The sequence below is a fragment of the Azoarcus sp. Soil_N_20 genome, from assembly GCF_057656155.1.
The window spans coordinates 308705-334084 of record NZ_JBDGKX010000002.1 but is presented as its reverse complement, the minus strand read 5'-3'; the positions used below and the strand labels follow the sequence as shown (position 1 = coordinate 334084).

At 65.3% G+C, this 25380-nt stretch carries 26 protein-coding genes; 15 read left to right on the top strand and 11 right to left on the bottom strand.

Annotated elements, in window-relative coordinates; genetic code table 11:
• Position 1 precedes the first annotated feature (1 nt).
• The 5 genes from AC3A35_RS06090 to AC3A35_RS06070 are packed head-to-tail and all read right to left on the bottom strand — an operon-like array spanning position 2 to position 4462.
• Positions 2–571 carry a phospholipase D family nuclease gene (locus tag AC3A35_RS06090; RefSeq protein ID WP_487435054.1) on the bottom strand — a complete coding sequence of 190 codons (570 nt, stop codon included), beginning with the start codon at positions 569–571 and terminating at the stop codon, positions 2–4.
• On the bottom strand, positions 564–1853 hold the full coding sequence (locus AC3A35_RS06085; protein WP_487435053.1) for an RsmB/NOP family class I SAM-dependent RNA methyltransferase: 1290 nt from the start codon (positions 1851–1853) through the stop codon (positions 564–566). Before AC3A35_RS06085 ends, AC3A35_RS06090 begins: the two co-directional genes overlap by 8 nt.
• Before the next feature lie 9 nt (positions 1854–1862).
• Positions 1863–3047: a DUF3108 domain-containing protein gene (locus AC3A35_RS06080; protein WP_487435051.1), complete on the bottom strand. Its 1185-nt coding sequence runs from the start codon at positions 3045–3047 to the stop codon at positions 1863–1865.
• Positions 3048–3060: 13 nt separating this feature from the next.
• A complete protein-coding gene (purN, locus tag AC3A35_RS06075) occupies positions 3061–3714 on the bottom strand; it encodes a phosphoribosylglycinamide formyltransferase (RefSeq protein ID WP_487435050.1) in 654 nt (217 codons plus the stop codon).
• 25 nt (positions 3715–3739) lie between these two features.
• Positions 3740–4462, bottom strand: a complete 723-nt coding sequence (locus tag AC3A35_RS06070) for a hypothetical protein (RefSeq protein WP_487435049.1) — start codon at positions 4460–4462, stop codon at positions 3740–3742.
• Positions 4463–4604: 142 nt separating this feature from the next.
• On the opposite strand from AC3A35_RS06070, the gene mutL reads away from it, so the two are divergent.
• Positions 4605–6452: a DNA mismatch repair endonuclease MutL gene (gene mutL, locus AC3A35_RS06065; RefSeq protein WP_487435047.1), complete on the top strand. Its 1848-nt coding sequence runs from the start codon at positions 4605–4607 to the stop codon at positions 6450–6452.
• 65 nt (positions 6453–6517) lie between these two features.
• Here mutL and AC3A35_RS06060 read toward each other — a convergent pair whose 3' ends face one another.
• Together AC3A35_RS06060 and AC3A35_RS06055 are read right to left on the bottom strand one after the other, a co-directional pair.
• A complete protein-coding gene (locus tag AC3A35_RS06060; RefSeq protein ID WP_487435046.1) occupies positions 6518–7096 on the bottom strand; it encodes a YqaA family protein in 579 nt (192 codons plus the stop codon).
• Between the two features lie 100 nt (positions 7097–7196).
• Positions 7197–7829: a DUF4124 domain-containing protein gene (locus AC3A35_RS06055; RefSeq protein ID WP_487435045.1), complete on the bottom strand. Its 633-nt coding sequence runs from the start codon at positions 7827–7829 to the stop codon at positions 7197–7199.
• A gap of 318 nt (positions 7830–8147) precedes the next feature.
• Between AC3A35_RS06055 and AC3A35_RS06050 the strand changes: the two genes are divergently transcribed.
• The gene (locus AC3A35_RS06050; protein ID WP_487435044.1) at positions 8148–9902 is read left to right on the top strand and encodes a diguanylate cyclase domain-containing protein; all 1755 of its coding nucleotides are present in this window, start codon (positions 8148–8150) and stop codon (positions 9900–9902) included.
• Positions 9903–10314: 412 nt separating this feature from the next.
• The gene (locus AC3A35_RS06045; protein ID WP_487435043.1) at positions 10315–10890 is read left to right on the top strand and encodes a HupE/UreJ family protein; all 576 of its coding nucleotides are present in this window, start codon (positions 10315–10317) and stop codon (positions 10888–10890) included.
• Positions 10891–10900: 10 nt separating this feature from the next.
• Here AC3A35_RS06045 and AC3A35_RS06040 read toward each other — a convergent pair whose 3' ends face one another.
• The gene (locus AC3A35_RS06040) at positions 10901–11761 is read right to left on the bottom strand and encodes a DNA ligase (protein ID WP_487435042.1); all 861 of its coding nucleotides are present in this window, start codon (positions 11759–11761) and stop codon (positions 10901–10903) included.
• Between the two features lie 156 nt (positions 11762–11917).
• Here AC3A35_RS06040 and miaA point away from each other — a divergent pair, with 156 nt between their 5' ends.
• Positions 11918–12874, top strand: a complete 957-nt coding sequence (miaA, locus tag AC3A35_RS06035; RefSeq protein WP_487435041.1) for a tRNA (adenosine(37)-N6)-dimethylallyltransferase MiaA — start codon at positions 11918–11920, stop codon at positions 12872–12874.
• Between the two features lie 29 nt (positions 12875–12903).
• Entirely contained in the window at positions 12904–13449 is a 546-nt protein-coding gene (locus AC3A35_RS06030; RefSeq protein ID WP_487435040.1) for a DUF1415 domain-containing protein, read from the top strand.
• On the opposite strand, the gene AC3A35_RS06025 is transcribed toward AC3A35_RS06030, so the two are convergent.
• Both AC3A35_RS06025 and AC3A35_RS06020 read right to left on the bottom strand, forming a co-directional pair.
• Positions 13434–13934 carry an RDD family protein gene (locus tag AC3A35_RS06025; RefSeq protein ID WP_487435038.1) on the bottom strand — a complete coding sequence of 167 codons (501 nt, stop codon included), beginning with the start codon at positions 13932–13934 and terminating at the stop codon, positions 13434–13436. The two genes, AC3A35_RS06030 and AC3A35_RS06025, sit on opposite strands and share 16 nt — an antisense overlap.
• A complete protein-coding gene (locus AC3A35_RS06020) occupies positions 13931–14230 on the bottom strand; it encodes a DUF3106 domain-containing protein (protein ID WP_487435037.1) in 300 nt (99 codons plus the stop codon). The genes AC3A35_RS06025 and AC3A35_RS06020 overlap by 4 nt, the downstream gene beginning before the upstream one ends.
• A 75-nt stretch (positions 14231–14305) precedes the next feature.
• Here AC3A35_RS06020 and ilvB point away from each other — a divergent pair, with 75 nt between their 5' ends.
• The 6 genes from ilvB to AC3A35_RS05990 all read left to right on the top strand — a co-directional run bounded on the left by ilvB (position 14306) and on the right by AC3A35_RS05990 (position 19041).
• On the top strand, positions 14306–16009 hold the full coding sequence (gene ilvB / locus AC3A35_RS06015; RefSeq protein ID WP_487435036.1) for a biosynthetic-type acetolactate synthase large subunit: 1704 nt from the start codon (positions 14306–14308) through the stop codon (positions 16007–16009).
• Between the two features lie 45 nt (positions 16010–16054).
• A complete protein-coding gene (gene ilvN, locus AC3A35_RS06010) occupies positions 16055–16546 on the top strand; it encodes an acetolactate synthase small subunit (protein ID WP_487435034.1) in 492 nt (163 codons plus the stop codon).
• Positions 16547–16633: 87 nt separating this feature from the next.
• Entirely contained in the window at positions 16634–17650 is a 1017-nt protein-coding gene (gene ilvC / locus AC3A35_RS06005) for a ketol-acid reductoisomerase (RefSeq protein WP_487435033.1), read from the top strand.
• Between the two features lie 181 nt (positions 17651–17831).
• Positions 17832–18092: a PepSY domain-containing protein gene (locus tag AC3A35_RS06000; protein ID WP_487435032.1), complete on the top strand. Its 261-nt coding sequence runs from the start codon at positions 17832–17834 to the stop codon at positions 18090–18092.
• 73 nt (positions 18093–18165) lie between these two features.
• Complete coding sequence (locus tag AC3A35_RS05995) at positions 18166–18720, top strand: cytochrome b/b6 domain-containing protein (protein ID WP_487435030.1); 555 nt, start codon at positions 18166–18168, stop codon at positions 18718–18720.
• Between the two features lie 183 nt (positions 18721–18903).
• Complete coding sequence (locus tag AC3A35_RS05990) at positions 18904–19041, top strand: hypothetical protein (protein WP_487435028.1); 138 nt, start codon at positions 18904–18906, stop codon at positions 19039–19041.
• An 86-nt stretch (positions 19042–19127) separates the two neighbouring features.
• Here AC3A35_RS05990 and AC3A35_RS05985 read toward each other — a convergent pair whose 3' ends face one another.
• On the bottom strand, positions 19128–20204 hold the full coding sequence (locus tag AC3A35_RS05985; RefSeq protein ID WP_487435026.1) for a cytochrome-c peroxidase: 1077 nt from the start codon (positions 20202–20204) through the stop codon (positions 19128–19130).
• A 335-nt stretch (positions 20205–20539) separates the two neighbouring features.
• Between AC3A35_RS05985 and pssA the strand changes: the two genes are divergently transcribed.
• From pssA to AC3A35_RS05965, 4 genes are all read left to right on the top strand, one after another.
• Entirely contained in the window at positions 20540–21391 is an 852-nt protein-coding gene (gene pssA / locus AC3A35_RS05980) for a CDP-diacylglycerol--serine O-phosphatidyltransferase (RefSeq protein ID WP_487435025.1), read from the top strand.
• A gap of 103 nt (positions 21392–21494) precedes the next feature.
• Positions 21495–23390 carry a sulfatase-like hydrolase/transferase gene (locus tag AC3A35_RS05975; RefSeq protein WP_487435023.1) on the top strand — a complete coding sequence of 632 codons (1896 nt, stop codon included), beginning with the start codon at positions 21495–21497 and terminating at the stop codon, positions 23388–23390.
• A 22-nt stretch (positions 23391–23412) separates the two neighbouring features.
• On the top strand, positions 23413–24096 hold the full coding sequence (locus tag AC3A35_RS05970) for a response regulator transcription factor (protein WP_487435021.1): 684 nt from the start codon (positions 23413–23415) through the stop codon (positions 24094–24096).
• Complete coding sequence (locus AC3A35_RS05965) at positions 24086–25372, top strand: sensor histidine kinase (protein ID WP_487435020.1); 1287 nt, start codon at positions 24086–24088, stop codon at positions 25370–25372. The genes AC3A35_RS05970 and AC3A35_RS05965 overlap by 11 nt, the downstream gene beginning before the upstream one ends.
• Positions 25373–25380: the final 8 nt, after the last annotated feature.

Genomic DNA, 25380 nt, shown 5'->3' with positions numbered 1-25380 from the left:
GTCAGGGCTTCCAGGGCAGTCGGGAAATCGGGGTCGCCTGCGCCCGATGGCGCAGCCAGTTGTCGCGATAGGCGCGGGCGAGCGGGCAATGTCCGCGCAGCACCAGCAGATTCTCGGCATTGCGGTGCTCCGCCGACCAGGTGAAATTGTAGGAGCCGGTCACCACGTTGCAGCCCGGCCCCTCTGCATCGGCAATCAGCACCTTGTTGTGCGCCGCCCGGTAGCGCGTCTCGAACGCCACCGGCACCCCGGCGGCGAGCAGGCGAGGCACGGCATTGCCCTTGTCGCGCCGGTTCATCTCGCCGTCGGCCAGCACCTCGACGCGCACCCCGCGCCGGTGCGCGGCGACCAGTGCGTCGGCGAAGTGCTTGCTGGTAAACGCATAGGCCTGCACCTGCAGGCTCTTGCGCGCGCCCCTGACCACCCCCAGCAGCAGTGCTTCGGGATTGTCCCAGGGCGAGAAGGCGAGCTCGACCTCGCCCTGCGCGCGAAAAGTCTGGGCCGCTCCGGCGCCGGCCATCCACGCCAGCAAGGCAAGCGCGATGCCGCCGCGCCGCCAGCGCTCAGGCATCGGCAGTGCGTTCCAGCACCGCGGCGAAGAAGCCGTCGGTGTCATGCTGGTGCGGGGACAGGCGCAGGCGCTCTCCGGTGGCAAGCTTCAGCCCCTGGCGCTCGAGGATGTCTTCGGCCGACACCGTCCGGAAGCCGGGATGGGCGGCGAGGAAGGCATCGACCACGCCGTCGTTCTCCTCGGCCAGCAGGCTGCAGGTGGCATAGACCAGGCGTCCACCGGGCCGCACCAGGCGTGCGGCCGCGGCCAGGATGGCGCCCTGCTTGACCACCATCTCGTCGACCGACTCCGGCGTCTGCCGCCACTTGAGGTCGGGATTGCGGCGCAATGTGCCGAGCCCGCTGCACGGCGCATCGACCAGCACGCGGTCGGCCTTGCCGGCAAGGCGCTTCACCTTGGCATCGTTCTCGTGCGCGATGAGCACCGGATGCACGTTCGACAGGCCGGCCCGAGACATTCTCGGTTTGAGCTTGGCGAGCCGCTTTTCCGACACGTCGAAGGCATAGAGGCGCCCGGTCGAGCGCATCATCGCCCCCAGTTGCAAGGTCTTGCCGCCGGCACCGGCGCAGAAATCGACCACCAGTTCACTGCGTTTGGGCTGGACCAGCAAGCCCAGCAACTGGCTACCCTGATCCTGAACTTCGAAGCTGCCGTCGAGAAACAGCGGGTGCTTCTGCAGCGCAGGTTTGCCACCAAGGCGTACGCCTTGTGGCGACAGGGCGCACGGCTCGGCCTCGAAACCGTCCGCGCGCAGGCGGGCAAGGACCGCTTCGCGATCGGTCTTCAGCAGGTTGATCCGCAGGTCGAGCGGCGCTGCGCGATTGAGGCTGTGCGCCAGTTGCAGCAACGCGGCCTCGTCGTGCGAGCCGAGCAGGCGTTCGGCAAGCCAGTCGGGAAGGTCGGCACGCTCGGCGACCGTGCCTTCATCCAGCGCCGCAGACTTGATGGTCTCGATCCAGCTGCGCTCGGTGGCCGAGGCGAGGCCTTCGAACTGGCGCATCGGCCAACCTTCGCCACGCGCCAGCCAGGCCAGCAGCAACTGCCGCGGGGTCGCGTTGGCTCCGGCCAGGCGGCGCAGCCAGCGCAACCGGCGCACGATGCCATAGACCGTTTCGGCAATGAAACCGCGATCGCGATGACCGAGTTCCCGATTCTCGCGAAAGTGCCGCGACAGCACCGCGTCGGCCGGGTGTTCGAACGACAGCACGGTGCCCAGCACCTGGGTGGTCTGGATGATGAGACCGCGCGAGATGGCCTCGGCTGCCTTGACTGTTTTCTGCATGATGTCCGTTCAGTTGATGTGGAGGTCGGCCTGCGGGTACGCCGGCACTTCTTCTTTGAGTTCGATGATTTCCGTATTGTCTGTGGTCTCGCCCGATGTCTTGCCCGGCGGCGACAGGCGCAACTCGATGGCCTGCTGGTCGAGCACCTCGCCCTTGTCGTCCACCATCCGGATACGCACCGGCAGCATGCCGTAATTTCGCGCCAGCCAGATGTCGATGGTGAGCTTGCCGTCTTCGGCCTGGGCCCGCAGACGCAGGGTATCCAGATTACCGATGGGCAGGCGCAGCCCCTCTTCACCCACGGCCTCGAGCAGTACGGTCTTTGCGTCCTTGTTGCTCGCCACGATGAGCGTTCGCGGCAAACCGGCAACGCCCACGATACCGATCTGATGCCACAGGCTGAGCACGTCCTGATCGCCGGCCTGCAGGCTCGCCGTGCGTCGCTCGCGTTCACCGCGGCGGATGCTCACCCGCTCATTGTTCCAGTCGAACACCGCGGTTTCCACTGCCTTGCCCTTCTGCGTCACCGAAAAAAGCTGCGGCCTGAGCCCCTGCGGGCCCAGTTCGCCCTCACTCCGCTGCACGTAGTGGAACCCGCGCAGCAGCGCCGCAACGCCGGTAGTCTCAAGCGTGACCTGCATCTGGTAGCGATCGCGGTCATGCCACCAGGCGTGGCGCGCCTCGCCAACCTGCAGGCCACCGCTGCCGAGGAGTACCCGGAACACGATCTCGCCCTGCTCGGGCCAGCCGTCGATCGCGAACACCTCGGCGGACGCAGACGGCGCACCGGCAGCCTGTGCAAGCGCGGCAGGAATTGGGGAAGCGTCCGCTGCCGCATCGAGCGGCAAAGGGTCGGGCAGTGCATCGCTGAGCACGGGCTCGGCGGGCGCCACCGCGGCTACCGCCGGTGGACGCTTGGGCTTTGCGGGCTTTGCCGGCTTTGGCGGCGTTGGCGGCGTTGGCGGGTTGATCCGCGGCGGCGCCGCGACAGGTGGTGGCGGCGGCGGGGAATCCGGGAGCGATTGTGCCGCGCTGATCTCGACCGGTACCGTCAGCGGGCGCAAGGTCGCACGCAGCACCGGCTCGGCGGGCTCAGCCGGGGGCTCCGGCCATGACCAACTGGTGGTGCCGAGCAAGGCAGCGTGCGCCAGCACCGATACCCCCAGCGCCACGAACAGGCTGCGCTCGACCATCGCAAGCCCGGCCTCAGCCGGACACCTCCTCGAGCGGCGGAATACTCCACGCGGTCGCGCTCTGACCCGCGTTGGCGATCGCGACCCGGCCGTCGGCGCCGATCGCAACGCGGTCCTCGACGAACCAGCGCACCGCCTGCGGATAGATTCGATGCTCCTGCTCGAGCACGCGCGCGGCCAGAGCGGCCTCGTCGTCGTCAGGTCGTACCGGCACCACGGCCTGAACGACGATCGGGCCGCAGTCCAGGGTCGGCGTCACGAAGTGCACGGTGGCACCGTGCACCCGCACCCCGGCCTCGAGCGCACGGCGATGGGTATGCAGCCCCGGAAAAGACGGCAACAGCGACGGATGGATGTTGATCAGACGGCCTTCGTAGTGGCGGACGAAATCGTCGGTCAGCACCCGCATGAAGCCGGCGAGCACCACCAGATCGGGGTGATGACGGTCGATCGCGGCCGCCAGGGCGGTGTCGAAGCTGGCGCGATCGGGATAATCGGTGTGATCGACGACGGCAGTGGCAATGCCGTGTGCGGCTGCAAAGGCGAGGCCCGATGCCGACGGCCGGTTGCTGACGACCGCAGCGACGCGCAGGCCGGGAATCGCTGCACGCACGATCGCCTCCATATTGCTGCCACGCCCGGAAACCAGAATAACGATGGACTTCATGACTCTCTGAAAGGGATGCCGGTCGTCAATACACCGGCAGAAAGACGGCAGTTGCCAGGTTCTGGACCACACGGGTAACGGTACGTTCGGTTTTTTCTTCGACCACGTCGGAAAGCACCTCGAGCTGCCCGATGACGCGACCGAACTCGCGCTCGAAACTCAGGTTGCTCACTGCGCCGGCCTCGTTCGACAGCAGCAGCAGGCTGCCGCCGGCGTCACGCGCATTGGCCAGCTTCCACGCTGCGATCTCGACGTTGCGGGCAGCATTGTAGAGGTGCTGGGCGTCAAGATCATCCAGAAGATAAAACTCTTCACGATCGCCAAAGGCCGACTGCACCATGCTCGCCAGCCCGACCATGTAAGCCTGGACGCGATCGCCGCGATAGTCCGGATGCAGGGCGACGGTGAGGGCATCGATATCGCGCCGGTAACCGAGCGACTCGAGGCGCCAGCCGTGAGCGGCGTCGAAGATGCCCGCCACTGCCGCCTCGACGCTGGCCGCCTCGGACTTGCGCCACTCGCGCGGGTTACGCTTGTACAATTTCTCGGCCAGCCGCCGAAGACTGGCGAAAATCCGCTGCTGATGCGCCTCGGCGAAGCGGTTGAAATCGGATTTCATCAGATGCTGCGGCGCGAACCCGGGCAAGCGTCCCAGCTTCGGCCCGGTCCCCGGCGACGAGCAGGCAATCAGGCCGGCACCGAGTATCGCCACCACCAGTCCGCGCCGGACCCTGCGCTCACGCGTCATTCAGCCCCCTTATCGAACATGCAGCCGGGCGTCCCCGATCACTTCGCCCCAGATCATACCGGATCGACATTGATCGCAATGGGTCTGGATCGCCGCCACGCGCCCGTATAATTCCAGCCCGTGCGCCAACATTGTCCTGGCTATGCCCTCCATCCACCGCCTGTCAGACCTCCTTGTCAACCAGATCGCCGCCGGCGAGGTGGTCGACCGCCCCGCGTCGGTGCTCAAGGAAGTCCTCGAGAACGCGGTGGATGCCGGCGCACGGGCGATCGAAGTCCAGCTCGAACAGGGTGGTGTGCGCCGTATCCGGGTGAGCGACGACGGCTGCGGCATCGAACGCGATGAGCTCGCGCTCGCGCTGGAACGTCACGCGACCAGCAAGATCGCCAGCCTGGACGACCTCGAACGGGTCGGGACCATGGGCTTCAGGGGTGAAGCGCTGGCGGCGATTGCTGCGGTGGCGCGCACCACGATCACCAGCCGTGCCGAGGGCGCTGGCCATGCGTGGCGGATCGACGGCGACAACCGCGCACTGACACCCGCCGCACTCAACCAGGGCACGGTGGTGGACGTGGCCGACCTGTATTACAACACCCCGGCCCGGCGCAAATTCCTCAAGTCGGAGAGTACCGAATACGCCCACTGCGACGACATGTTCCGCCGCGTCGCCCTGGCGCGGCCCGACGTCGGACTGCAACTGAGCCACAACGGCAGGGTGGTGCACCGGCTGCCGCCGGGGGAGCCGATCCGCCGGGTGGCGGCGCTGATGGGTGACGACTTTCTCGAACATGCCCGCGAGGTGCGTGCCGAGGGCGGCATCCTTGGTCTCACCGGTTTTGCTTCGCTGCCCGCCTACTCGCGCACCAGCCGCGACGCCCAGTACTTTTTCGTCAACGGCCGCTATGTGCGCGACAAGCTGCTGACCCACGCCGTCCGGCAGGCCTACACCGACATCCTGCACGGCAGCCGCCATCCGGCCTATGTGCTGTTCCTCGAACTCGATCCCGCGGGCGTCGATGTGAACGTGCACCCGGCAAAGATCGAAGTGCGTTTTCGCGATGCGCGCCCCGTGCATCAGTTCGTGTTCCATGCGGTGAGCCGCGCCCTGGCCGAGTCAGGCGCCGGGCGCGCGCTGGAAGATGCGCTCAACGCACCGCGTGTCGAATCGACCGCACCGGAACCCGCCCCGTCCGCACCCGGTGCGCCACGCGTCGCACCGGCTTACAGCAGTGCACCGGACGGCGGTTGGCAGCGCCCGGTACAGGGGCAACTGGCAATGGATTCGGCCACCCGTTCCTACTTCGAGTTTGCCGCAAGCGCGCGGCCACCAAGCACCGGATTTCGCCACGACTCCGGTTCTTCGGCCCGGTCAGCCCCCACCCCGCAGCCGCTGCCGGAAGGCGAGACCGGCGCGCCATTGGGCTATGCGGTCGCCCAGCTGCACGGCGTCTACATCCTTGCGCAGAATGCCAGGGGCCTGGTGCTGGTCGACATGCACGCCGCCCACGAACGCATCCTGTACGAGAAGCTCAAGACCGTACTCGACGGCACGCCCGCGGTGCAGCGCCTGCTGATCCCGGCGGTGTTCTCGGTCAGCGCGAAGGACATGGCAGTGGTCGAGGAAAGTACCGAGGTTCTCGCGCGCATGGGCTTCGAGGTGGCGCCTGCCGGCCCGCTGGAGCTGGCGGTACGCAGCGTACCCGCCCTCCTCGCCAGCGCGCCGGTCGCCGAACTGGTCCGCAAGCTGCTGGAAGAACTGCGCGAGTTTCCCGCGTCCGAGGTGGCCACTGCGCGGCGCAACGAATTGCTCGCCACCATGGCCTGCCATGGCGCGGTCCGCGCCAACCGGCAACTCGCCCTGCCCGAAATGAATGCCCTGCTGCGCGACATGGAAGCCACCGAACGTGCCGACCAGTGCAATCACGGCCGCCCGACCTGGACCCAGCTGACGATGGCCGATCTCGACCGCTTCTTCATGCGCGGCCAATAGGCCATTGCGCGCCGCCCGGGATCGACCCGGACCGATCGCGCCCACTCAGTCAGGCCCGGCCCCTCTCAGGCGCGGTACACCAGCACCCCGACCACCACCGCGACGACCGTGGCCCAGCCGAGGCGATCGATGTAGCGGTGCAGCACCGCCTCCATCCGCGCCCCGCCCCACGCCATCAGAGCGGCCACGAGAAAGAAGCGCGCCCCGCGCCCGACCAGCGATGCCAGAGCAAAAGGCAACACCGCCATCGACAGTGCACCGGCGGCGATCGTGAACACCTTGTACGGAATCGGCGAGAAGCCGGCAACGAATACGGCCCAGAAGCCCCACTCGCCAAACCAGGTCACCGCCACGTCGTAACTGCTCCAGTAGCGGGTGGTACGCAGCCAGGGCTCGATCATCTCGAACGCGTAGACACCAATCAGGTAGCCGAACAGCCCGCCGGTCACCGATGCCAGCGTCGTGATCAGCGCGAACCATAACGCCCGCTTCGGATTGGCGAGACTCATCGGGGCGAGCATCACGTCGGGCGGAATCGGGAAGAAGGACGACTCTGCAAAACTGAGCCCGCCCAGAAACCACGGTGCATGCCGGTGCCGTGCCCACTGCATGGCACGTTGATAGAGCGGAGAGAAAATCTTCACGAAAACATCCTTGCAATCCGAAGTTCCGGCAGCGGCCGGGAGCGGCCGCCATGATAGCCGTTTGAGGTGACGACAACCGCGATCATGCCGACCGTGGCGCTTAGCGTGGCGCCGGACGACGGTCGTCGGGCCGGGTGATGTCGTCGGCCACACGCTCGCGCCGCCTGTCGTCCGGTGGCTGCCGAGGGGGTCGCTCGGCCTCGCCTGCCGGCCGCTGCGGCGGGCGCTCGCCCCGACTCGGCGCGCCGGGGTGCGGAGGCCTGGAGTCGCCCGGAGGGCGGTCCGGTCGCAGCACCGGCGGGCGATGTGGTCGCGTCGGCACCACGATGTAGCGCCGGCCGATCGGCTGTCCGTCGACATCGCACGGCTCCCGATAGCGAGCCTCGCATTCGGCCTGCGACCTTGCATCCCGCGCCTCGCGCTCGCGGTCGGCTTCGTCACGATCCTGCCGCAGCGCCCGCTCCGCTTCCAGCGCGCGCTCCAGTCGTTCGAGCCGCTCGGCGTCGGAGGGGGGGACCGGGGTCGGCACGGGTTGGCGCACCGGGGCCGGCACGACGGTCAGGCGGCCATCCGCATCGAGCGGTTCTGCCTGCACGCCCGGTGGCGGCAGGTTGCCATAGTTGACCCGGCCATCCCTATCCTTCCAGCGATAGACCGCCGCGTCGTCGGCCATCGACGCCGACGCCAGGAGCACCCCGATCGCACCCGCCACCCACCCGCATCTCATCACCATCTCCCGCCCTTCATCCGCGCTCGCGCGGCAAATGCCGAACCACGCAGCCCTGAGAGCTTACCGCACGCGGCCGGATCCGCAGAACGCAAAGCGCAACAAGGAGTTGCCGCTTTTCCAGGCACTCAATATTCATATAGAAAAGTGTTGCAGGACACCGTCCGTGCCCGCAGAATCCGGCTCTTCCAGCAGATGCAAAGGCACTCCGATACAGCGCCTGCAGGGAAGCCGCGGCGAGCGGGGCGCAAAGCGCCACGATGCAATCCGGCTATACGGCGGGATTCGTTCCCGCGCCTTGAGCGAGATCCGGCCAAACCGACCATGAGCAAGCGCCCCCCGACCCCGCTGTCCCTCAAGCTGGTACTGATCGTTCCCTATGTGGTACTGGTGATTGCACTGGCGCTCGCGGTCGGGATCCTGTCCTACTCGGCCGGCAGCCGGGCAGTGGTCACGGTATCGGAACATCTGCTGCTGGAGACCGTCGGCCGCATCGCCCAGGCGGTCGACCGGCACATCGTCGGCTCGGGCGCGGTGCTCGAATCCGCCTTTCCGGACGGCATGGCCGCACCGGGCACGATCGAATCGGAGTTCCACGACCTTCGCACGCGGTTCTGGATTGCCACCTCGCTGCACATCGATCCGAACAACTATGTGTATTACGGCAACGAATCGGGCCAGGGCCTCGGGCTCTATCGCCACTCGCTGCACGACGCAGAGCTGCGCATGAAGATCACTGCCGACGAGCATCGTGCAATCTATCGCTTCAGCGGGATCGACGGTCCACTCGAATTCGAGCGCCGCGAGACCAAGCTGTTCGACCCCCGCACCCGCCCCTGGTACGCAGATGGCAAACGCGTATCCGGCCACACCTGGACCTCGGTCTATATCGACTTCGGCACCCGCGAACTGGTTGCAACCCGCGCCCGTCGCGTACTCGCTGCCTCCGGAGCGTTCGAGGGTGTGGTGGCCACCGACGTATCGTTGCGCGCGCTCAACGACTTTGTCGGCAAACTGGAGGTCTCGCCCAATGGCATCGCCTTCATCATCGAACAGGACGGCAACCTGATCGCTTCGTCCGCCAGCCCGAACGTCGTCAGCCTGCCCGACGGCGGCAACGCCAGGCTCCGCGCGGCAGACAGCGAGCATCCGCTGCTGCGGGCGTCGTACCGGCTGGTGCAGGAGCGACTGGGTGCGCCCGACGCCACCGCCCTGCCCCGCGTGCTGACCTTCATGACCGACGAAGGCGACGAGATCCACGTCGCATTCGATCGGATCGAGGACGCCGCCGGGCTGGAGTGGATCACGATCGTGGCGATGCCGACCAGCGACTTCATGGCCGGCGTTACCGACAACGTCAGCCGTACCGTGCTGCTTGCCGCCGCGGCGGTCGCGCTGGCGGTGCTGATCGGATTCCGTATTCTGGCCTGGGTCGCCGGCGACCTGAGACGCATCTCCGAGGCTGCGCGCAAGGTGGGCGAAGGCGAATTCGACGCGCCGGTCGGCGTCCAGCGCAGCGACGAGATCGGCGAGCTTGCGCGCAGCTTCGAGGCCATGCAGACCCGCCTGCGCACCGACAAACTGACCGGCCTCGCCAATCGGGACGCTTTCCTGCAGCGGCTGCGCAAGCGCATTGCGGTGGCAGGCAGCGACCGTCGCAGCACCCTGTTCGGTGTGCTCTTCATCGATCTCAACCGCTTCAAGCAAGTCAACGACCGCTACGGGCACGACGCCGGCGACATCGCCCTGCAGGAAATCGCCGAGCGCTTGCGCACCAACGTTCGCGCAGGCGACCTGGTGGCACGTTACGCCGGCGACGAATTCGTAATCCTGCTCGACCAGATCGCCAGTCGTGAAGCGGTCGGCCATATTCGCCGCCAGATCGAGGAGGTGCTGCGCCAGCCGCTGACCGCGATCGAAGTGGCCGACGCCGAACCGATCAGGGTCGGCGGTGCGATCGGGGAAGCGCTCTACCCCGAGGACGGCAGCGATGCCGAGAGTCTGCTCAAGAGCGCCGACCGGGCCATGTACGTACACAAATTTGGCGAGCGGGACGACGATATCGATCCGCCCTGCTGAGGCCGCGGCTTATCCCCAGCGGCCGTAGACAAGGCACTGGACAAGTTGTGGATAGATCGTCCAAGCGCCTGAACGCAATCGTCTTGCGTCGATCGCACATAAAATGCGCAAGCCGGCCCACGATCGGCGCTCAGGTCTAGTGTCGCTCCCGTCGCGCCATCGAACAAACTGCACCTGTACGGGGCAGCGCACCAAGATGGCGTGCGACAGGGCTGCAGGTTCCCCGTGTTCCAGCGTCAACCGACTGCCAGGGTCCGCACTGTCTATACGGTGCACCCGCCGGCAACCATGGTCTTGGTGCGAAGCCGCAGGTCTGCTGCCGAATGGCACGAGGCTTGCTAAAATCGTCGTGACATGCCGGCTTACCCGGGCCGCCAACAAACAACCACGCCCCTGCTCACCGGAGACCTCGATGACGCTGTCCCGCTCGTTCGCCGCTTTCGTGCTGTTGCTTGCCGCCAATTCCGTCGGTGCGCACCCCGGCCACGAGGCCGCCGGCTTCGCGTCCGGCTTCCACCACCCTCTCGGCGGACTCGACCACGTGCTGGCGATGCTGGCCGTCGGTCTGTATGCCGGCCGTCAGCCGGGCGCGATGCGATGGGCACTGCCCGGCGCCTTCGTCGCGGCCATGCTCGGCGGCGCAGCGATCGGCGCCACCGGCGTCGAACTGCCGGCGGTCGAGACCGGCATCGCGGTATCGGTACTGGTATTCGGGGTGCTGATCGCGTTCATGACCCGGCCCCCACTGGCCGTGGCCGTGGCGCTGGTGGCCGCATTCGCGCTGTTCCACGGCTACGCGCATCACGCCGAAATGGGCGATGGCACGCTCGCCTCCTACGCCGCCGGCTTTGCCATCGCGACCGCGGGTTTGCACGGCGCAGGCTTCATGGTGGCGCGCTGGCTACCGCAAACACCGCCCGCCATCCTCGGCAAACGTGTGCTCGGCGCGCTGATTGCCGGCACCGGGGCAGCGCTGCTGGGCATCTGAGGCGAGCGCTTCAGGGCAGGACGCGCTCGCGCAGGAAGGACGGAAAGCGCGGCAGCCCCTTGCGCGTCAGTTCGCGGTAGCGATAGGTGATGATCGTCCCGATCGCGGGCGCCCGCCGACGCTGTACATCCGTGAACCCGCTGCCGACGCGAAAGCGGCGTCCGTCGGCGGCCTCGACCTCCAGTGCCCCCAACAGGCCGCGATACTTGCCCTTGCCCGGCACATGCGCCACCACTCGGGCCTCGGCGTCGAGCCAGGGCACGTATTTCAGCACGGCGTCGCTGCGCCCGGCCACCCGACGGGCATCTGCCCGATGCAGCATCAGACCCTCGCCGCCCCGCCGCAGAACCTGATCGAACATGTTACGCAGTGCCTCGCGGTCGGCCACACGCTGCTGGTGGACAAACTGCACCCACGGCACACCGGCATCGCCGACCACGTCCCGGATCGCCGACACGCGATCGCTGAAGCTGCCCGGGTGCTCGGGCAGATCGAAAACCATGTATTTCACGCTGCGCCAGGCATCATCGTCGGGCTCGCGGGTGCGCACCACGCCGACCAGTTCCTCGAAGCGGCGGCGGCCGATCCACAGTTCGCCGTCGAGCGCCTGCTGCGGAAGGCCGGCGACGAACCAGTCGGGTGCGGCCACCGGCTGACCGCTGCGAAAGTAGAGCAGCCTGCCGTCCCACAGCGCGCGCACACCATCGAGTTTCTCACTGACCCAGTAATCGGCGGGATCGATGCCTTCATGATAGCGATCGGCGAGCATCACGGATGGCGCCGCCGACCACGCCGGGCAGGCACATGCAAGCAGCAGTCCCCACAGGACGCGGAGTATCGGCTGCAACAGGCGGGCGGGAAGGCTGATCATGGCATTTTTCCGGAACCATCCGAATGATGCCATCAGGATAATCCGGATGTACACGCCGGCGCTGTATACATTCGGCACGACGCCTGGGCGCGCATCCCGGTACCGCAAACGACGAGGCGCTGGGATAATGCGACTCCAACCACGCCTTGTTCACCGATGACCCACGCCGGACTTCCACCCGCCCTGCTGCTGCTCGGTCCCACTGCCAGCGGCAAGACGGCCTGCGCGCTGGCGCTGGCGCGCGAATTGCCGATCGAGATCGTCAGCGTCGACTCGGCCCTGGTTTATCGCGACATGGACATCGGCACCGCCAAGCCGAGCGCGGACGAGCAGGCGGCCTGCCCGCATCACCTGATCGACATCCTGAGCCCGGAGGCCGCCTACTCGGCGGCGTGTTTTCGCCGCGATGCCCTCCGGCTGATGGCCGAGATCACCGCGCGTGGGCGTATCCCGGTGCTCACCGGCGGCACCATGCTCTACTTCAAGGCCTTGCGCGATGGCTTGTCCGACCTGCCTCAGGCCGATGCCGAGCTACGTAACGAAATCGACGAAGCCGCCCGCGCCGGCGGCTGGCCCGCCGTGCATGCCGAACTTGCCCGGCTCGACCCCGAGGCCGCGGCGCGGCTCGAGCCGAACGATTCGCAACGCATCCAGCGCGCGCTCGAGATCGTGCGCGTCACCGGCCGCCCGCTGGCCGACAGCTACGCCCGCCGCGAGATGACGCCACCGCCCTTCCGCCTGCAGCCGATCGCCCTCGTGCCATCGGACCGCGGCGTGCTGCACGCACGGATTGCCGAACGCTTCGACCTGATGCTCGGCGCGGGCCTGATCGACGAGGTCGGGCGACTGCGCACACGCTATCGGCTCGACCTGTCGATGCCGTCGATGCGCTGCGTCGGCTATCGTCAGGCCTGGGAATACCTGGACGGTGCGGGCGATCTCGAGCTGCTCCGATTCAAGGGCATTGCTGCCACCCGCCAGTTGGCCAAGCGCCAGCTCACCTGGCAGCGCCAGTTCCGAGACCGCTGGCCAGAGCTGGTCGAAATCGACTGCCTGCGTCCCGACCTTGCTGCGGCAGTGCGCGAGACTGCGCTCGGCCGACTCGATGCCTGATCACCGCAACAAACCTGGAAAGCACTCAGATGGATGAACAAATCATTGCCGATGTAAGCCAGTGGCTCGACGACGTCGTGATCGGCCTCAACCTGTGCCCCTTCGCCGCCAGACCGCGGGCGGAGAAACGGGTTCGGATCTGCGTCAGCCACGCGACCACCGACGAAGCCCTGCTCGACGACCTGCAGGCTGAACTCGAGCGTCTGTCGGATGCCTCTTCGCAAGAAATCGAGACCACCCTGCTGGCGATTCCCGACATGCTCGCCAGCTTCGAGGACTACAACCAGTTTCTCGATCTGGTCGACCTGTGGCTCGATCAGTTCGGCTGGGAAGGCGACCTGCAGGTGGCGAGCTTTCACCCCGACTACCAGTTTGCCGACACCGAGCCGGACGACGCCGGCAATCTCACCAATCGTTCGCCCTGGCCCTTGTTGCATCTGATCCGCGAGGACAGTCTGGAGCAGGCCCTGGAACATTTCCCCGACGCCGAGGGCATCCCTGAACGCAACATCAAGCGCATGGAGACGCTCTCGGCCGACGAGCGGCGGCGGCTGTTTCCCTATCTCTTCGGCTGACCGGGCAACAGCACCACGCGGGTACCGGCCAGGCGATCGTGCAGGAACTGTCGATCGCCGTCGACCAGCGCCCACAACAGACCGACCCCGCCGAGCAGCAGCGACGGCCACGACAGCGCATAGCGCAGCCAGCTGCGCGCGCTGTCCGGATTGCGGCCGTCATCGGCGTTCACCAGTTTCAGGCGCCAGGTCTGCATCGCCAGGGTCTGGCCGTGGCGGTGCCAGTACCAGACAAAATAGAAACCGAGCACCAGGAACACATGAAGCCAGGCCAGCCAGCCCGGCGGCGTGAATTCGAACCCCAGTCCAAGCAGCAGATACGGCACCATGAAGGTCAATGCCAGCACGCCGAGCAGCAGCATGGATTCGTAGAGCATGCTGGCCAGACGACGACGCACGCCGGCGAGTTCGACCACGGTGGGCAGGGCAGCAGCGGCAGCGGAACGGCCGACCACGGCTGCGGGTTTCTTGCTTGTTCGACTCATCGGGATACGTTCACCTGTCCTTGAATCGCTGCACCGGGACGGCGCGGCGACGGGGTCGCCTGCGATGGGCGACGCTCCTCAGGGCACAGATTCTGATAGCGTTCCCACTCTGCGTGCAAATTGGCGCGTCGCTCGGGCGGCAGATTGCGCAGGGCCCGGTACTGCTCGCGGGCGCGGCTGCGATCGTTTGAACGCACGCTTTTCGCTGCCTTCGAGAAACGCGGCGAGTTCAGCACGGGAAGCCAGCGGCAAATCCTTGAGGAAACACAGTCCGTTGCCGAACTGTGGGGCTGCATGCCCAGCCTTGACCAAACGGCCCCTGAACGGTACTGTTCTCCGTTTCTTCAAACGTAATACAAGGCGAGCTTGCGATGGTGCTGACTGGAGCGGAAATTGTAATCAGGTGCCTGCAGGAAGAAAAGGTCGAATACGTATTCGGCTATCCGGGCGGCGCCGTACTGTTCATCTACGATGCGCTCTTCCAGCAGGATCAGATCCGGCACATCCTGGTTCGCCACGAGCAGGCGGCGGTCCATGCCGCTGACGGCTTCGCGCGCAGCACGCAAAGCGTGGGCGTGGCACTGGTCACCTCGGGCCCGGGTGCGACCAATGCGGTGACCGGCATCGCCACCGCCTTCTGCGATTCGATCCCGATGGTGATCATCTCCGGTCAGGTGCCGACCGCCGCGATCGGCCAGGACGCCTTCCAGGAAGTCGACACCGTCGGCATCACCCGCCCCTGTGTGAAGCACAACTTTCTGGTGCGCGACGTCCGTGACATCGCCCCGACACTGAAGAAAGCCTTCTATCTCGCGAAATCGGGCCGCCCCGGCCCGGTGCTGGTGGACATTCCCAAGGACATCACCAACACCCGGTGCGAGTTCGAGTATCCGAAAGAGATCTCGATGCGCTCCTACAACCCGGTGGTCAAGGGTCACCAGGGCCAGATCAAGAAGGCCGTGCAGTTGCTGCTCGAAGCCAAGCGCCCGATGATTTACGCCGGCGGCGGGGTGGTGCTGTCGGATGCTGCCGAACAGCTGACCAAACTCACCCGCCTGCTCGGCTACCCGATCACCACCACCCTGATGGGCCTCGGCGGCTACCCGGCGAGCGACGGCCAGTACCTCGGCATGCCGGGCATGCACGGCACTTACGAAGCCAACATGTCGATGCACTACTCCGACGTGCTGCTGGCCGTCGGCGCCCGGTTCGACGACCGCGTGATCGGCGACCCGGCCAACTTCGCCGAAGAGCCGCGCAAGATCATCCACATCGACATCGACCCGTCGTCGATCTCCAAGCGCGTGCGGGTCGACGTGCCCATCGTCGGTGACATCAAGGACGTGCTCGACGAGATGATCCGCCAGCTCGAAGCCGGCCCCGCCCGCCCCGACATCGGCGCGTGGTGGAAGCAGGTCGGGGAGTGGCGCAGCCGCAAGTGCATGGAATACAAGAATTCCGACACCATCATCAAGCCGCAGTTCGTGGTCCAGAAGCTGTGGGAAGTCACCGGCGGCGACGCCTACGTCAGCTCCGACGTCGGCCAGCACCAGATGTGGGCGGCCCAGTACTACCGCTTCGACAAGCCGCGACGCTGGCTCAACTCCGGCGGCCTGGGCACCATGGGCGTGGGCATGCCTTACGCGATGGGTGCACAGCTCGCGCATCCCGGCGCACCGGTGGCCTGCATCACCGGTGAAGCCTCGATCCAGATGAACATCCAGGAACTGTCGACCTGCAAGCAGTTTCGTCTGCCGATCAAGATCTGCAACCTGAACAACCGCTATCTGGGCATGGTGCGCCAGTGGCAGCAGCTGTTCCACGGCCAGCGCTACTCCGAGTCCTACATGGATTCGCTGCCCGATTTCGCCAAGTTGGCGGAATCCTACGGCCACGTCGGCATCCGCATCGACAAGCCGTGCGATGTCGAAGGCGCACTGCGCGAGGCCTTCACCACGCACAAGAACGATCTCGTGTTCCTCGACTTCCAGGTCGATCAGACGGAAAACGTGTATCCCATGGTTCAGGGCGGCAAGGGTCTCACCCAGATGATCCTGTCGGCCGAAGACCTGTGATCTGCGCAACCTTGTCACTCATCTGAATCCAGGACCGAAATCATCATGCGTCACGTCATTTCCCTGCTGATCGAAAACGAATCCGGCGCGCTGTCGCGTGTCTCCGGCCTGTTCTCCGCACGCGGCTACAACATCGAATCGCTGACCGTGGCGCCGACCGAAGACGCGTCGATGTCGCGCATGACCATCGTCACCACCGGCTCGGACGAGATCATCGAGCAGATCACCAAGCAGCTGAACAAGCTGATCGAAGTGGTCAAGGTGGTCGATATCTCCGAAGCCGCCCACATCGAACGCGAGCTGATGCTGATCAAGGTCCGTGCCACCGGCAAGGACCGCGAGGAGATCAAGCGCACCGCCGACATCTTCCGCGCCCGCATCATCGACGTCACCGAAGCCTCCTACGTAATCGAGCTCACCGGCAACCAGTCCAAGCTCGACGCCTTCATTGGCGCCATCGAACCGACGCTCATCCTCGAGACCGTGCGCTCGGGCGTATGTGGCGTCGGGCGTGGCGATCGCGTGCTGAAGCTCTGATTTCTCCTCCCGTTTTGCGTCGGGCCGACGCGCCTTTATCATGTCGGCCGCCGGCGATTCCCGCCCTCGATATCTGAAAGGAAAACCATGAAAGTTTATTACGACAAGGACGCCGACCTCTCCCTGATCAAGGGCAAGAAGGTCACCATCGTCGGCTATGGCTCGCAGGGCCACGCCCACGCCCAGAACCTGAACGACTCCGGCGTCAAGGTCACGGTTGCGGTGCGCAAGGGCGGTCCGTCGTGGGACAAGGCCAAGGCCGCCGGGCTGAAGGTCGAGGAAATCGCCAAGGCGGTCAAGGCCGCCGACATCGTCATGATCCTGTTGCCGGACGAGAACATTCCGCAGGTGTACAAGGAAGACGTCGAGCCCAACATCAAGAAGGGCGGCGTGCTGGCCTTCGCCCACGGCTTCAACGTGCATTACAACCAGGTCGTGCCGCGTGAAGATCTGGACGTGATCATGGTCGCCCCCAAGGGCCCCGGCCACACCGTGCGCTCCGAGTACCTGCGCGGGGGCGGCGTGCCCTCGCTGATCGCGGTGTACCAGGACAAGTCGGGCAAGGCCAAGGACATCGCACTGTCCTACGCGGCAGCCAACGGCGGCACCAAGGGCGGCGTGATCGAGACCAACTTCAAGGAAGAGACCGAAACCGACCTGTTCGGCGAACAGGCCGTACTGTGCGGCGGCGCGGTCGAACTGGTGAAGATGGGCTTCGAGACCCTGACCGAAGCCGGCTACGCCCCCGAGATGGCCTACTTCGAGTGCCTCCACGAACTCAAGCTGATCGTCGACCTGATGTACGAAGGCGGCATCGCCAACATGAACTACTCCATCTCCAACAACGCGGAGTATGGCGAGTACGTGACCGGCCCCGAGGTCATCAACGAACAGTCGCGTGCCGCCATGCGCAACGCCCTGAAGCGCATCCAGAGCGGCGAATACGCCAAGATGTTCATTCAGGAAGGCAAGACCAACTACCCGAGCATGACCGCGCGTCGCCGCCTCAATGCCGAACACGCAATCGAGCAGGTCGGTGGCCAGCTGCGCGACATGATGCCGTGGATCAAGGCCAAGGCACTGGTCGACAAGTCGAAGAACTGAGACTGACCGTCCGGGTTCGAGAGGCCGGGGGCGCACTGCGCCCCCGGCCTTTTTATTGGTCATGCGCCCGTAACGACTCGATACATTTGGAATATCCGGCTTAAGCCTGGCTTCATGCTGGCGCGTTCAAATGCATCCCGTCGTCCCGCCCGGGACGCTGCACTCGACCAAGGAAGCCACCATGAAAAAACTCGCCGTATCGATCGTTGTTGCCCTCACCACCACCAGCGCGCTGGCCGGTCCCACCTGCAATGCCCCGGAAGAGAAATGGATGAAGGAGTCCGATTTCAAGGCCCGACTCGAGGCCCAGGGCTACCAGATCAAGACCTTCAAGGTGAGCAAGGGCAAGTGCTACGAAATCTACGGTTTCGACAAGGACGGCAAGAAGGTCGAGATCTACTTCGACCCGATCACCGCGGCCGTGCTGGAAAAGAAGGCGTGATCGGGGCGTAGTTTTCGAGACACCGGCGTTGGGCGCTCCCCCCGCCCGACGCCGCCAACAAAGGAGCAAAGCCATGAACGACGTTCGCGCGGCCACCGCAGTCCGGGTCTGGGACCCCTTCGTCCGTATCTTCCACTGGAGCCTGGTCACCTGCGTGGTGCTCAATTACTTTGTCATCGACGACGGAGAAGCCGCTCATCAGTGGCTCGGCTATATCGCGAGTGCACTCGTGATGGCGCGCATCGTGTGGGGCTTCGTGGGCTCGAAACACGCGCGCTTCACCGACTTCTTTCCGACGCCTTCACGCATCAGACAGCATCTGCGCCGTGCGATCGCCGGAGAGCCCGATTTCCATCCCGGGCACAATCCGATCGGCGCATTGATGATGCTCGCGCTGCTTACTCTGGTACTGGCACTGGGTCTGACCGGTTTCATGCAAGGTCTCGATGCCTTCTGGGGCGAGGAGTGGCTTCAGGAAACACACGCGGTGCTCGGTTCCACCCTGATCGCCTTCGCCGGCCTCCATGGACTCGCTGCGATCATCATGAGCCGGGTCGAACGAACCAATTTGATCGGCGCCATGTTTTCGGGGGTCAAGGTCCGCCGCGGCATCGCATCCGCCCGCTGACACCATGATCGCCCCTCCCGGATTCCCGATGAACATGTGGTGAATGAGCACCTCATGTGTGGTTCAGACAACGTCGCGCAGAATGCATCCATGGCAGACGCATCCATTCAAGGCGCCGGCCCGGAACACATCCGAACCGACTGAATCACCACCATGGCGCCCCAGGCGCCCGAGGAGCACACCATGAAATTCCGCGAAACAGCATTCTTCCATGAGCTTTTTGCCGTCGTCGTCGGCACCGTGCTGGCGGTTGCCAGCTTTGCCTTCCTTGCCATCCCGCTCAGCATTGCGCCGACCAGGGTCCTACTCCATCTAACGTGACCCCGTTCCGGATACGCTCCCGCCTGAGCGGGAGCCGCAAGCGGGAGCCGCAGTCGGCTGTGCCCCCCAAAGGTGGAGATGGCGGGTCACCTGCCCTTCGTCTTTGCCTCGAGATGAGGGTCGACCGGCGGAACGACGCTGGAGCCTGCGGTCAAGGGCAAACGCGGCATGGTCTGTTGCGGGAAGTTGCCACCAAGGCTGCCCAGAAAGGCGACCACATCCTTGACCTGCGCCTGGGAAAGGTCCTTGTTCAGCTGGGCTTTCGCCATCACCCGCACCGCCTCGTCAAGCGTCGGGACCTTCCCGTTGTGCAGGTAGGGCGCTGTCAGTGCAACGTTACGCAGGGTCGGAACACGCCATAGATGCCGATCGCCCTCCTGCCCGGTAGCGGACTGTCGCCCCGTATCCGATAGCAAATCGTACTTCGTGTCGAACTCGCTGCCGGCGACGGTCGGAAACTTCATGAAGAACCCTTCGCCTGCGGGCAGTGGCGGACCACTGAAGTTAGCGCCCGAGTGGCACGCGTTGCAACCTACTTCGGCAAAGGTTTGCATGCCGCGCAGCTGTCGCGCATCCAGCGCGGTCTTGTCGCCCCTGACATAACGGTCATACGGTGTATCCGGGTTGATCAGGGTGCGCTCGTATGCCGCAATTGCCTTTGCGACATTATCGATATTGAGCGGCTCCTGTGTTTCGGGGAAGGCCGCCTTGAACAGCGGCAGATAGCCCGGAATGGCCTTAAGCCGCTCCACCGCGACCTTGGCGTCACTCATGCCCATCTCGATCGGATTCGTGATCGGTCCCTTGGCCTGATCCTCCAGCGTGGCCGCACGGCCATCCCAGAACTGGGTGGAGAGGAAGGCCGCATTCCACACGCTGGGCGCACTGCGTCCCCCGCGCGCGTCATGCATGCCGATGGAGTTAGGCCGATTGTCGTCACCCCCTGCCATCACGTTGTGACACGAGTTACAGGACATCGTCCCATGTTCGGAAAGGCGCGGATCGAAGAACAGCATCTTCCCGAGTTCGACCTTCTCATCGGTCTGTGGATTGCTCGACGGACTCGGCGCCTGCTTCGGCAGAGCCTCCCACTGTTGTGCCTGCGCGCCGCTCGGTAGCGTACAGACACCCGACAGCATCAGGGCCAGCATCGTTTTCTTCATGGTCACCACTCCTTCATGAATTGTTCCCCGGATATTCGATGTCTCGAACGCCGCGTTTCGGATCGACTCTTCAGTCACTCCGGGGCGCGGAAAAATCTCCGAAAGATCGAATGCCGGACGATTGCATATGCCAGGTGAACACAGGATGAATGACGACGATGCCGAAAGAAGTGTCCTTGTCCTCCGTCTGGGCGGCTTCGGCCCCGCCGATGGCCCGCTGAGCGCGGACTCGGGATGACTCGGCAACGTGGCATCGCCGCGCCCATGTGCGGCAGGCCGGGCAAAGCGCGTTCGATAGGCTAGAATCGGGGCTCACCTCAAGTCGAGTCCTGACCATGGACCACCCCGACCGCATGCCCCTGATCACCCCCGACAAGCGCCGCCGCGGCATTTACATCCTGCCCAACCTGTTCACCACCGCCGCGCTGTTCGCCGGCTTCTTTGCCATCGTGCAGGCCATGAACCAACGCTTCGAAGTGGCCGCAGTCGCCATCTTCATCGCCATGGTGCTCGACGGCCTCGACGGCCGCATCGCCCGCCTGACCCACACCCAGAGCGAATTCGGCGCCGAGTACGACTCGCTGTCCGACATGGTCTCGTTCGGGGCGGCACCGGCGCTGGTGGTGTACGAGTGGGCCCTCAAGGACATGGGCAAGCTCGGCTGGATCGCGGCCTTCATCTACTGCGCCGGCGCGGCCCTGCGTCTGGCACGGTTCAACACCAATATCGAGGTCGTGGACAAGCGCTACTTCCAGGGTCTGCCCAGCCCCGCGGCAGCCGCACTGGTCGCCGGGCTGGTATGGGTGGTGATCGACAACGGTATTACAGGCCAGGATGTGCGCTGGTACGCCTGCATCCTGACCATCTTTGCCGGCATCTCGATGGTCAGCAACGTGCTGTTCTGGAGCGGCAAGAGCATCAACCTGCGCAAGAGTGTGCCCTTCATCGTCGTGATCGCGCTGGTGATGGGTTTTGCCCTGGTGTCGAGCTATCCGCCGGGGGTGTTGTTCGCGCTGTTCGTCGTGTATGCACTGTCGGGCTATGTGGTGTACGTGATGCGGTGGTTCCGGCGCAGACGCCGGGCCGAGGCGCTCGCTGCCACTTCGCGACCCGCCGCGACGCCGGATGAAGCGCCGCCGCAAGACGCGCCGCCGCCGGACTCTAGCGCGGGCAAAAATCAGGATTGAGCCAGCCCCGCAGTCGGGCCCGTTTCACATCTTTTTCACATGCACTTGAGCTCCAGCTGACACGGCGGGAAGCAGTATCGGGAATCTGTCGCCGGAGTCCCGCATGTCCCGTCCGTGGTCCCGCCTGCCCTCCCCCTCGGGGTTGAATCGCTTCCTGCTGCTGTCATGGGCCATCGCGGTCGTCCAGGTCCTGCTGTTCCAGAGCGCGCGCGAATTCGGCACACCGGCCGTGGCCGGCTGGAGCCTGGTCACCACTCTGACCTACGCCGGCATCTACCTGCTGCCGACCGTGCTGTCGTGTCACTTCGCGCTCCGTTTGCTCCGGCCCCACGGCGGCAACCCCGCGGCCGCGGTATTGATGGGCCTGTTGGCAGTCGGACTCGCGGCACTCACCCAGGTGCTGCTGTTTGCAGACCGCATGATCTACGGCATGTACGGTTTTCACATCAACGGTTTCGTGGTGGACCTGGTCCTCACGCCCGGCGGCATCGCTTCGCTCGGCGCCAGTCGCAGCACCGAATTGACCGCCGCTGCCATCGTGTTCGCCCTGGTCGTCATGCAGGGCGGCGCCTGGCTGCTGGCGCTGCGGACAAGGCCGGCAGCCACGCCGCCCCGAACGCACCGCTGGCGTTGGATTCTGGCCGCCTTTCTTGCCCTCGCCTTGGGCGAACGCCTTGCCTACGGCTACAGCGCCATCGTGCACTACGAACCGATTCTGTTCGCCAGCGAGCGTTACCCGCTCTATCTGCCCCTGACCTTCGGCAAGACCGCGCGCAAGCTCGGAATTGCTGGCGCGACAGACGGCGAAGACGGCGTCCGGGTCCGCCACGGCACGCTCGCCTATCCGCGCGTCGCACTCGATGTCGTCGCACCGCCGAAACCCCTCAATATCGTATGGCTGGTTGCGGAGTCGCTGCGCTTCGACATGCTCGACGCGAGGATCATGCCGCAATTGTGGTCGTTCTCGAACCAGGCGCTGCGCCTGGAGAAGCATTTCAGCGGCGGCAACATGACCCAGATGGGCGTGTTCTCCATGTTCTACGGCCTGTATGGCAACAACTGGTTTCCGATGCTGTCCGCGCGGCGCGCGCCCGTGCTGATGGACGTGCTGCAACAGCAGGACTACCAGTTCAGCCTGCACACCAGTCAACGCTTTACCTACCCGGCTTTCGACAAGACCGTGTTCGCCAACATGCGGCCCCAGGACATGCACCCCATCGAAGGCGGCGCCCCGGCGTGGCAGCGCGATGTGCAGAACATCGACGACATGCTCGGCTTCATCGACGGGCGCGCCACCGATCGTCCGTTCATGACCTACATGTTCTTCGAATCGACCCACGCCAACTACGACTTCCCGGAGCACGCCGCGATCGCGCGCCCGTACATGGAGGACTTCAACTACATCACCACCGACCTCGCATCCGGGATCGCGCCGATCAAGAACCGCTACATCAACGCGGCGCATCACGTCGATGCGCAGATCGGACGCGTGGTCGAGCATCTGCGCAAGAATGGCTTGATCGACAACACCGTGGTGATCGTGCTCGGCGACCACGGCGAGGAGTTCATGGAGCGCAAACGCTGGGGCCACAGTGCGGAGTTCAACCGCTTCCAGACCGGCACCCCGGCGGTCATCCATGTTCCGGGAAGCGCGCCGCGGGTGGTCACCGGCATCACCAGCCACCTCGATATCCCGGCCACGCTGATGCCACTGCTCGGCGTACGCAATCCGCCCACCGACTATTCCAACGGCCAGAGCCTGCTCGCCGCCGACTATCACCGCGACTACGCGGTGGCGGCGGACTGGAACCGCATTGCCTATATCGGTGAAGACTATAAAGTTGCCTTTCCGATCAACGCTTCCGGTGCCATACGCCGCGAGGTCACCGACGGCGACGACCATCCGGTTGCCGACGTCGCGGCCGTCCGCACGGCCATCCGTCAGCCGATGATCGAGATTATGGATACACTCACCCGCTTTACCCGCTCGCCCGGCTGACACGCCCGGACAGGACGCCACCATGCGGCTGCTGTTGATCGAAGACAACCGCGACATCCTCGCCAACCTCGCCGATTACCTCACGCTCAAGGGCTACGAGACCGATTGCGCACAGGACGGCCTTACCGGCCTGCATCTGGCAGCCGTCAATCACTACGACCTCATCGTGCTCGACGTGATGCTGCCGGGCATGGATGGCTTCAGCCTGTGCCAGCGCTTGCGCGAGAGCGAGCGCAGCGATACCCCGGTGATCATGCTCACCGCGCGTGACGCGCTCGACGACCGCCTGACCGGATTTCGCGCCGGTGCCGATGACTATCTCACCAAGCCCTTCGCCCTCTCCGAACTCGCTGCTCGGATCGAGGCCGTGCTCAAGCGCAGCCGCGGGGGCGGGCGGCGTCAGCTCCGGGTGGCAGATCTGAGCTACGATCTGGACACGCTCGAGGTCAGCCGCGGCGGCCAGTCGCTGCACCTGGGCCCGATCGCGCTCAAGCTGCTCGCGGTGCTGATGCAGAAGAGCCCGGCGGTGGTGCGGCGCGAAGTCCTGGAAGCCGCACTGTGGGGCGACGAACCGCCCGACAGCGACAGCCTGCGCAGCCACATCCACGCGCTGCGCCAGCAACTCGACAAACCCTTCCCCACTCCCCTGCTGCATACCGTGCATGGTGTCGGCTTCCGCCTTGCCGCGCTCACGCATGAAGTCTGATTCCAGCCTGTCACACCGTATCGTCGCGGCATTCACGCTGATGACGGTGGTGGTCGCCGGCCTGTTTGCGATCGCCATCGTAGTGTTCATCGAGCAGGCCGAGATCCAGCTGATTGACGAAAACCTGAACCGTCAGCTCGACGTCATCATCTCGAGCGTGGACGAGGGCGAAACGCCGTATCTCGGCCCCGAGCTCACCCTGTATCGCAGCGGCGCTGCCGCCGATCCACCACTGCCAGATTGGCTGCAGGGCCTGCAACCCGGCCTCGGCGAGATCGTACGCGACGGCGTCGAATGGCATGTGACGGTGCGGGATGTGGCCGACCGCCGCTACATCCTGTTGCTGGATCAGGTGGAGTTCGAGCAGCGGGAGGAGATGCTCCATCTGGCAGCGAGCGGTGGATTCGTCCTCAGCGTTCTCGCGGCATTGCTCATCGGCGCGCTGACTGCACGAAAAGTCATCGCCCCGGTGATTCGCCTCGCCGGTCAGGTGCAGCATCGCGACCAGCTCCTTTCGCTTGCGCCGCCACTGGCCACCGATTATCCGGCCAATGAGGTCGGCCAGCTGGCGCAAGCCTTCGACAACACCCTCAACCGGCTACGTGCCGCCCTCGATCGCGAGCGGCTGTTCACCAGCGACGTCAGCCACGAGTTGCGAACGCCGCTGATGGTGATTGCAAGCTCCTGCGAACTGCTGCTGGAAACCTTGCCGCCGGGCGCGCGCGAACGGGTCCAGCTGGTTCGCATCGAGCACGCCTGCGAAGAAATGCGCGAGCTGGTGGAAACCTTCATGTGGCTTGCGCGCGGCGCGGAAGCCACACAGGAGACCAGCTCGGCGAGCACGCTGCGCACGATTGCCGAAGAGCAGATCCGCCGCTGGCAACCGGAAGCCGATCAACGCGGGCTGACGCTGGGGCTCGAGTTCGACGGCGAGGACGATCGCAGCACCCGCTACCCGACGCCGATGTTGCGCGCAGTCATCGCCAACCTGCTGCGCAACGCCCTTCACTACACCGATCGCGGCGGCGTGCGTCTGGTGGTGCGCGGCACACGCTTTCAGGTCATCGACAGTGGCGCGGGGATTCCGGAAGCCGAGCGGCTGAGCGTGTTCCGGCCCTTCGTGCGGGGCGGCGCGACGCGCGGTGACGGCATCGGCATCGGACTTTCGCTGGTACAGCGCATCTGTGCCCGACAAGGGTGGCAGATCCGGCTTTCGGAAGCGGCCGGCGGTGGCTGCGTGTTCGAGGTGGACTTGGGCGATTTGACGGAAGTTTGACACGCGGC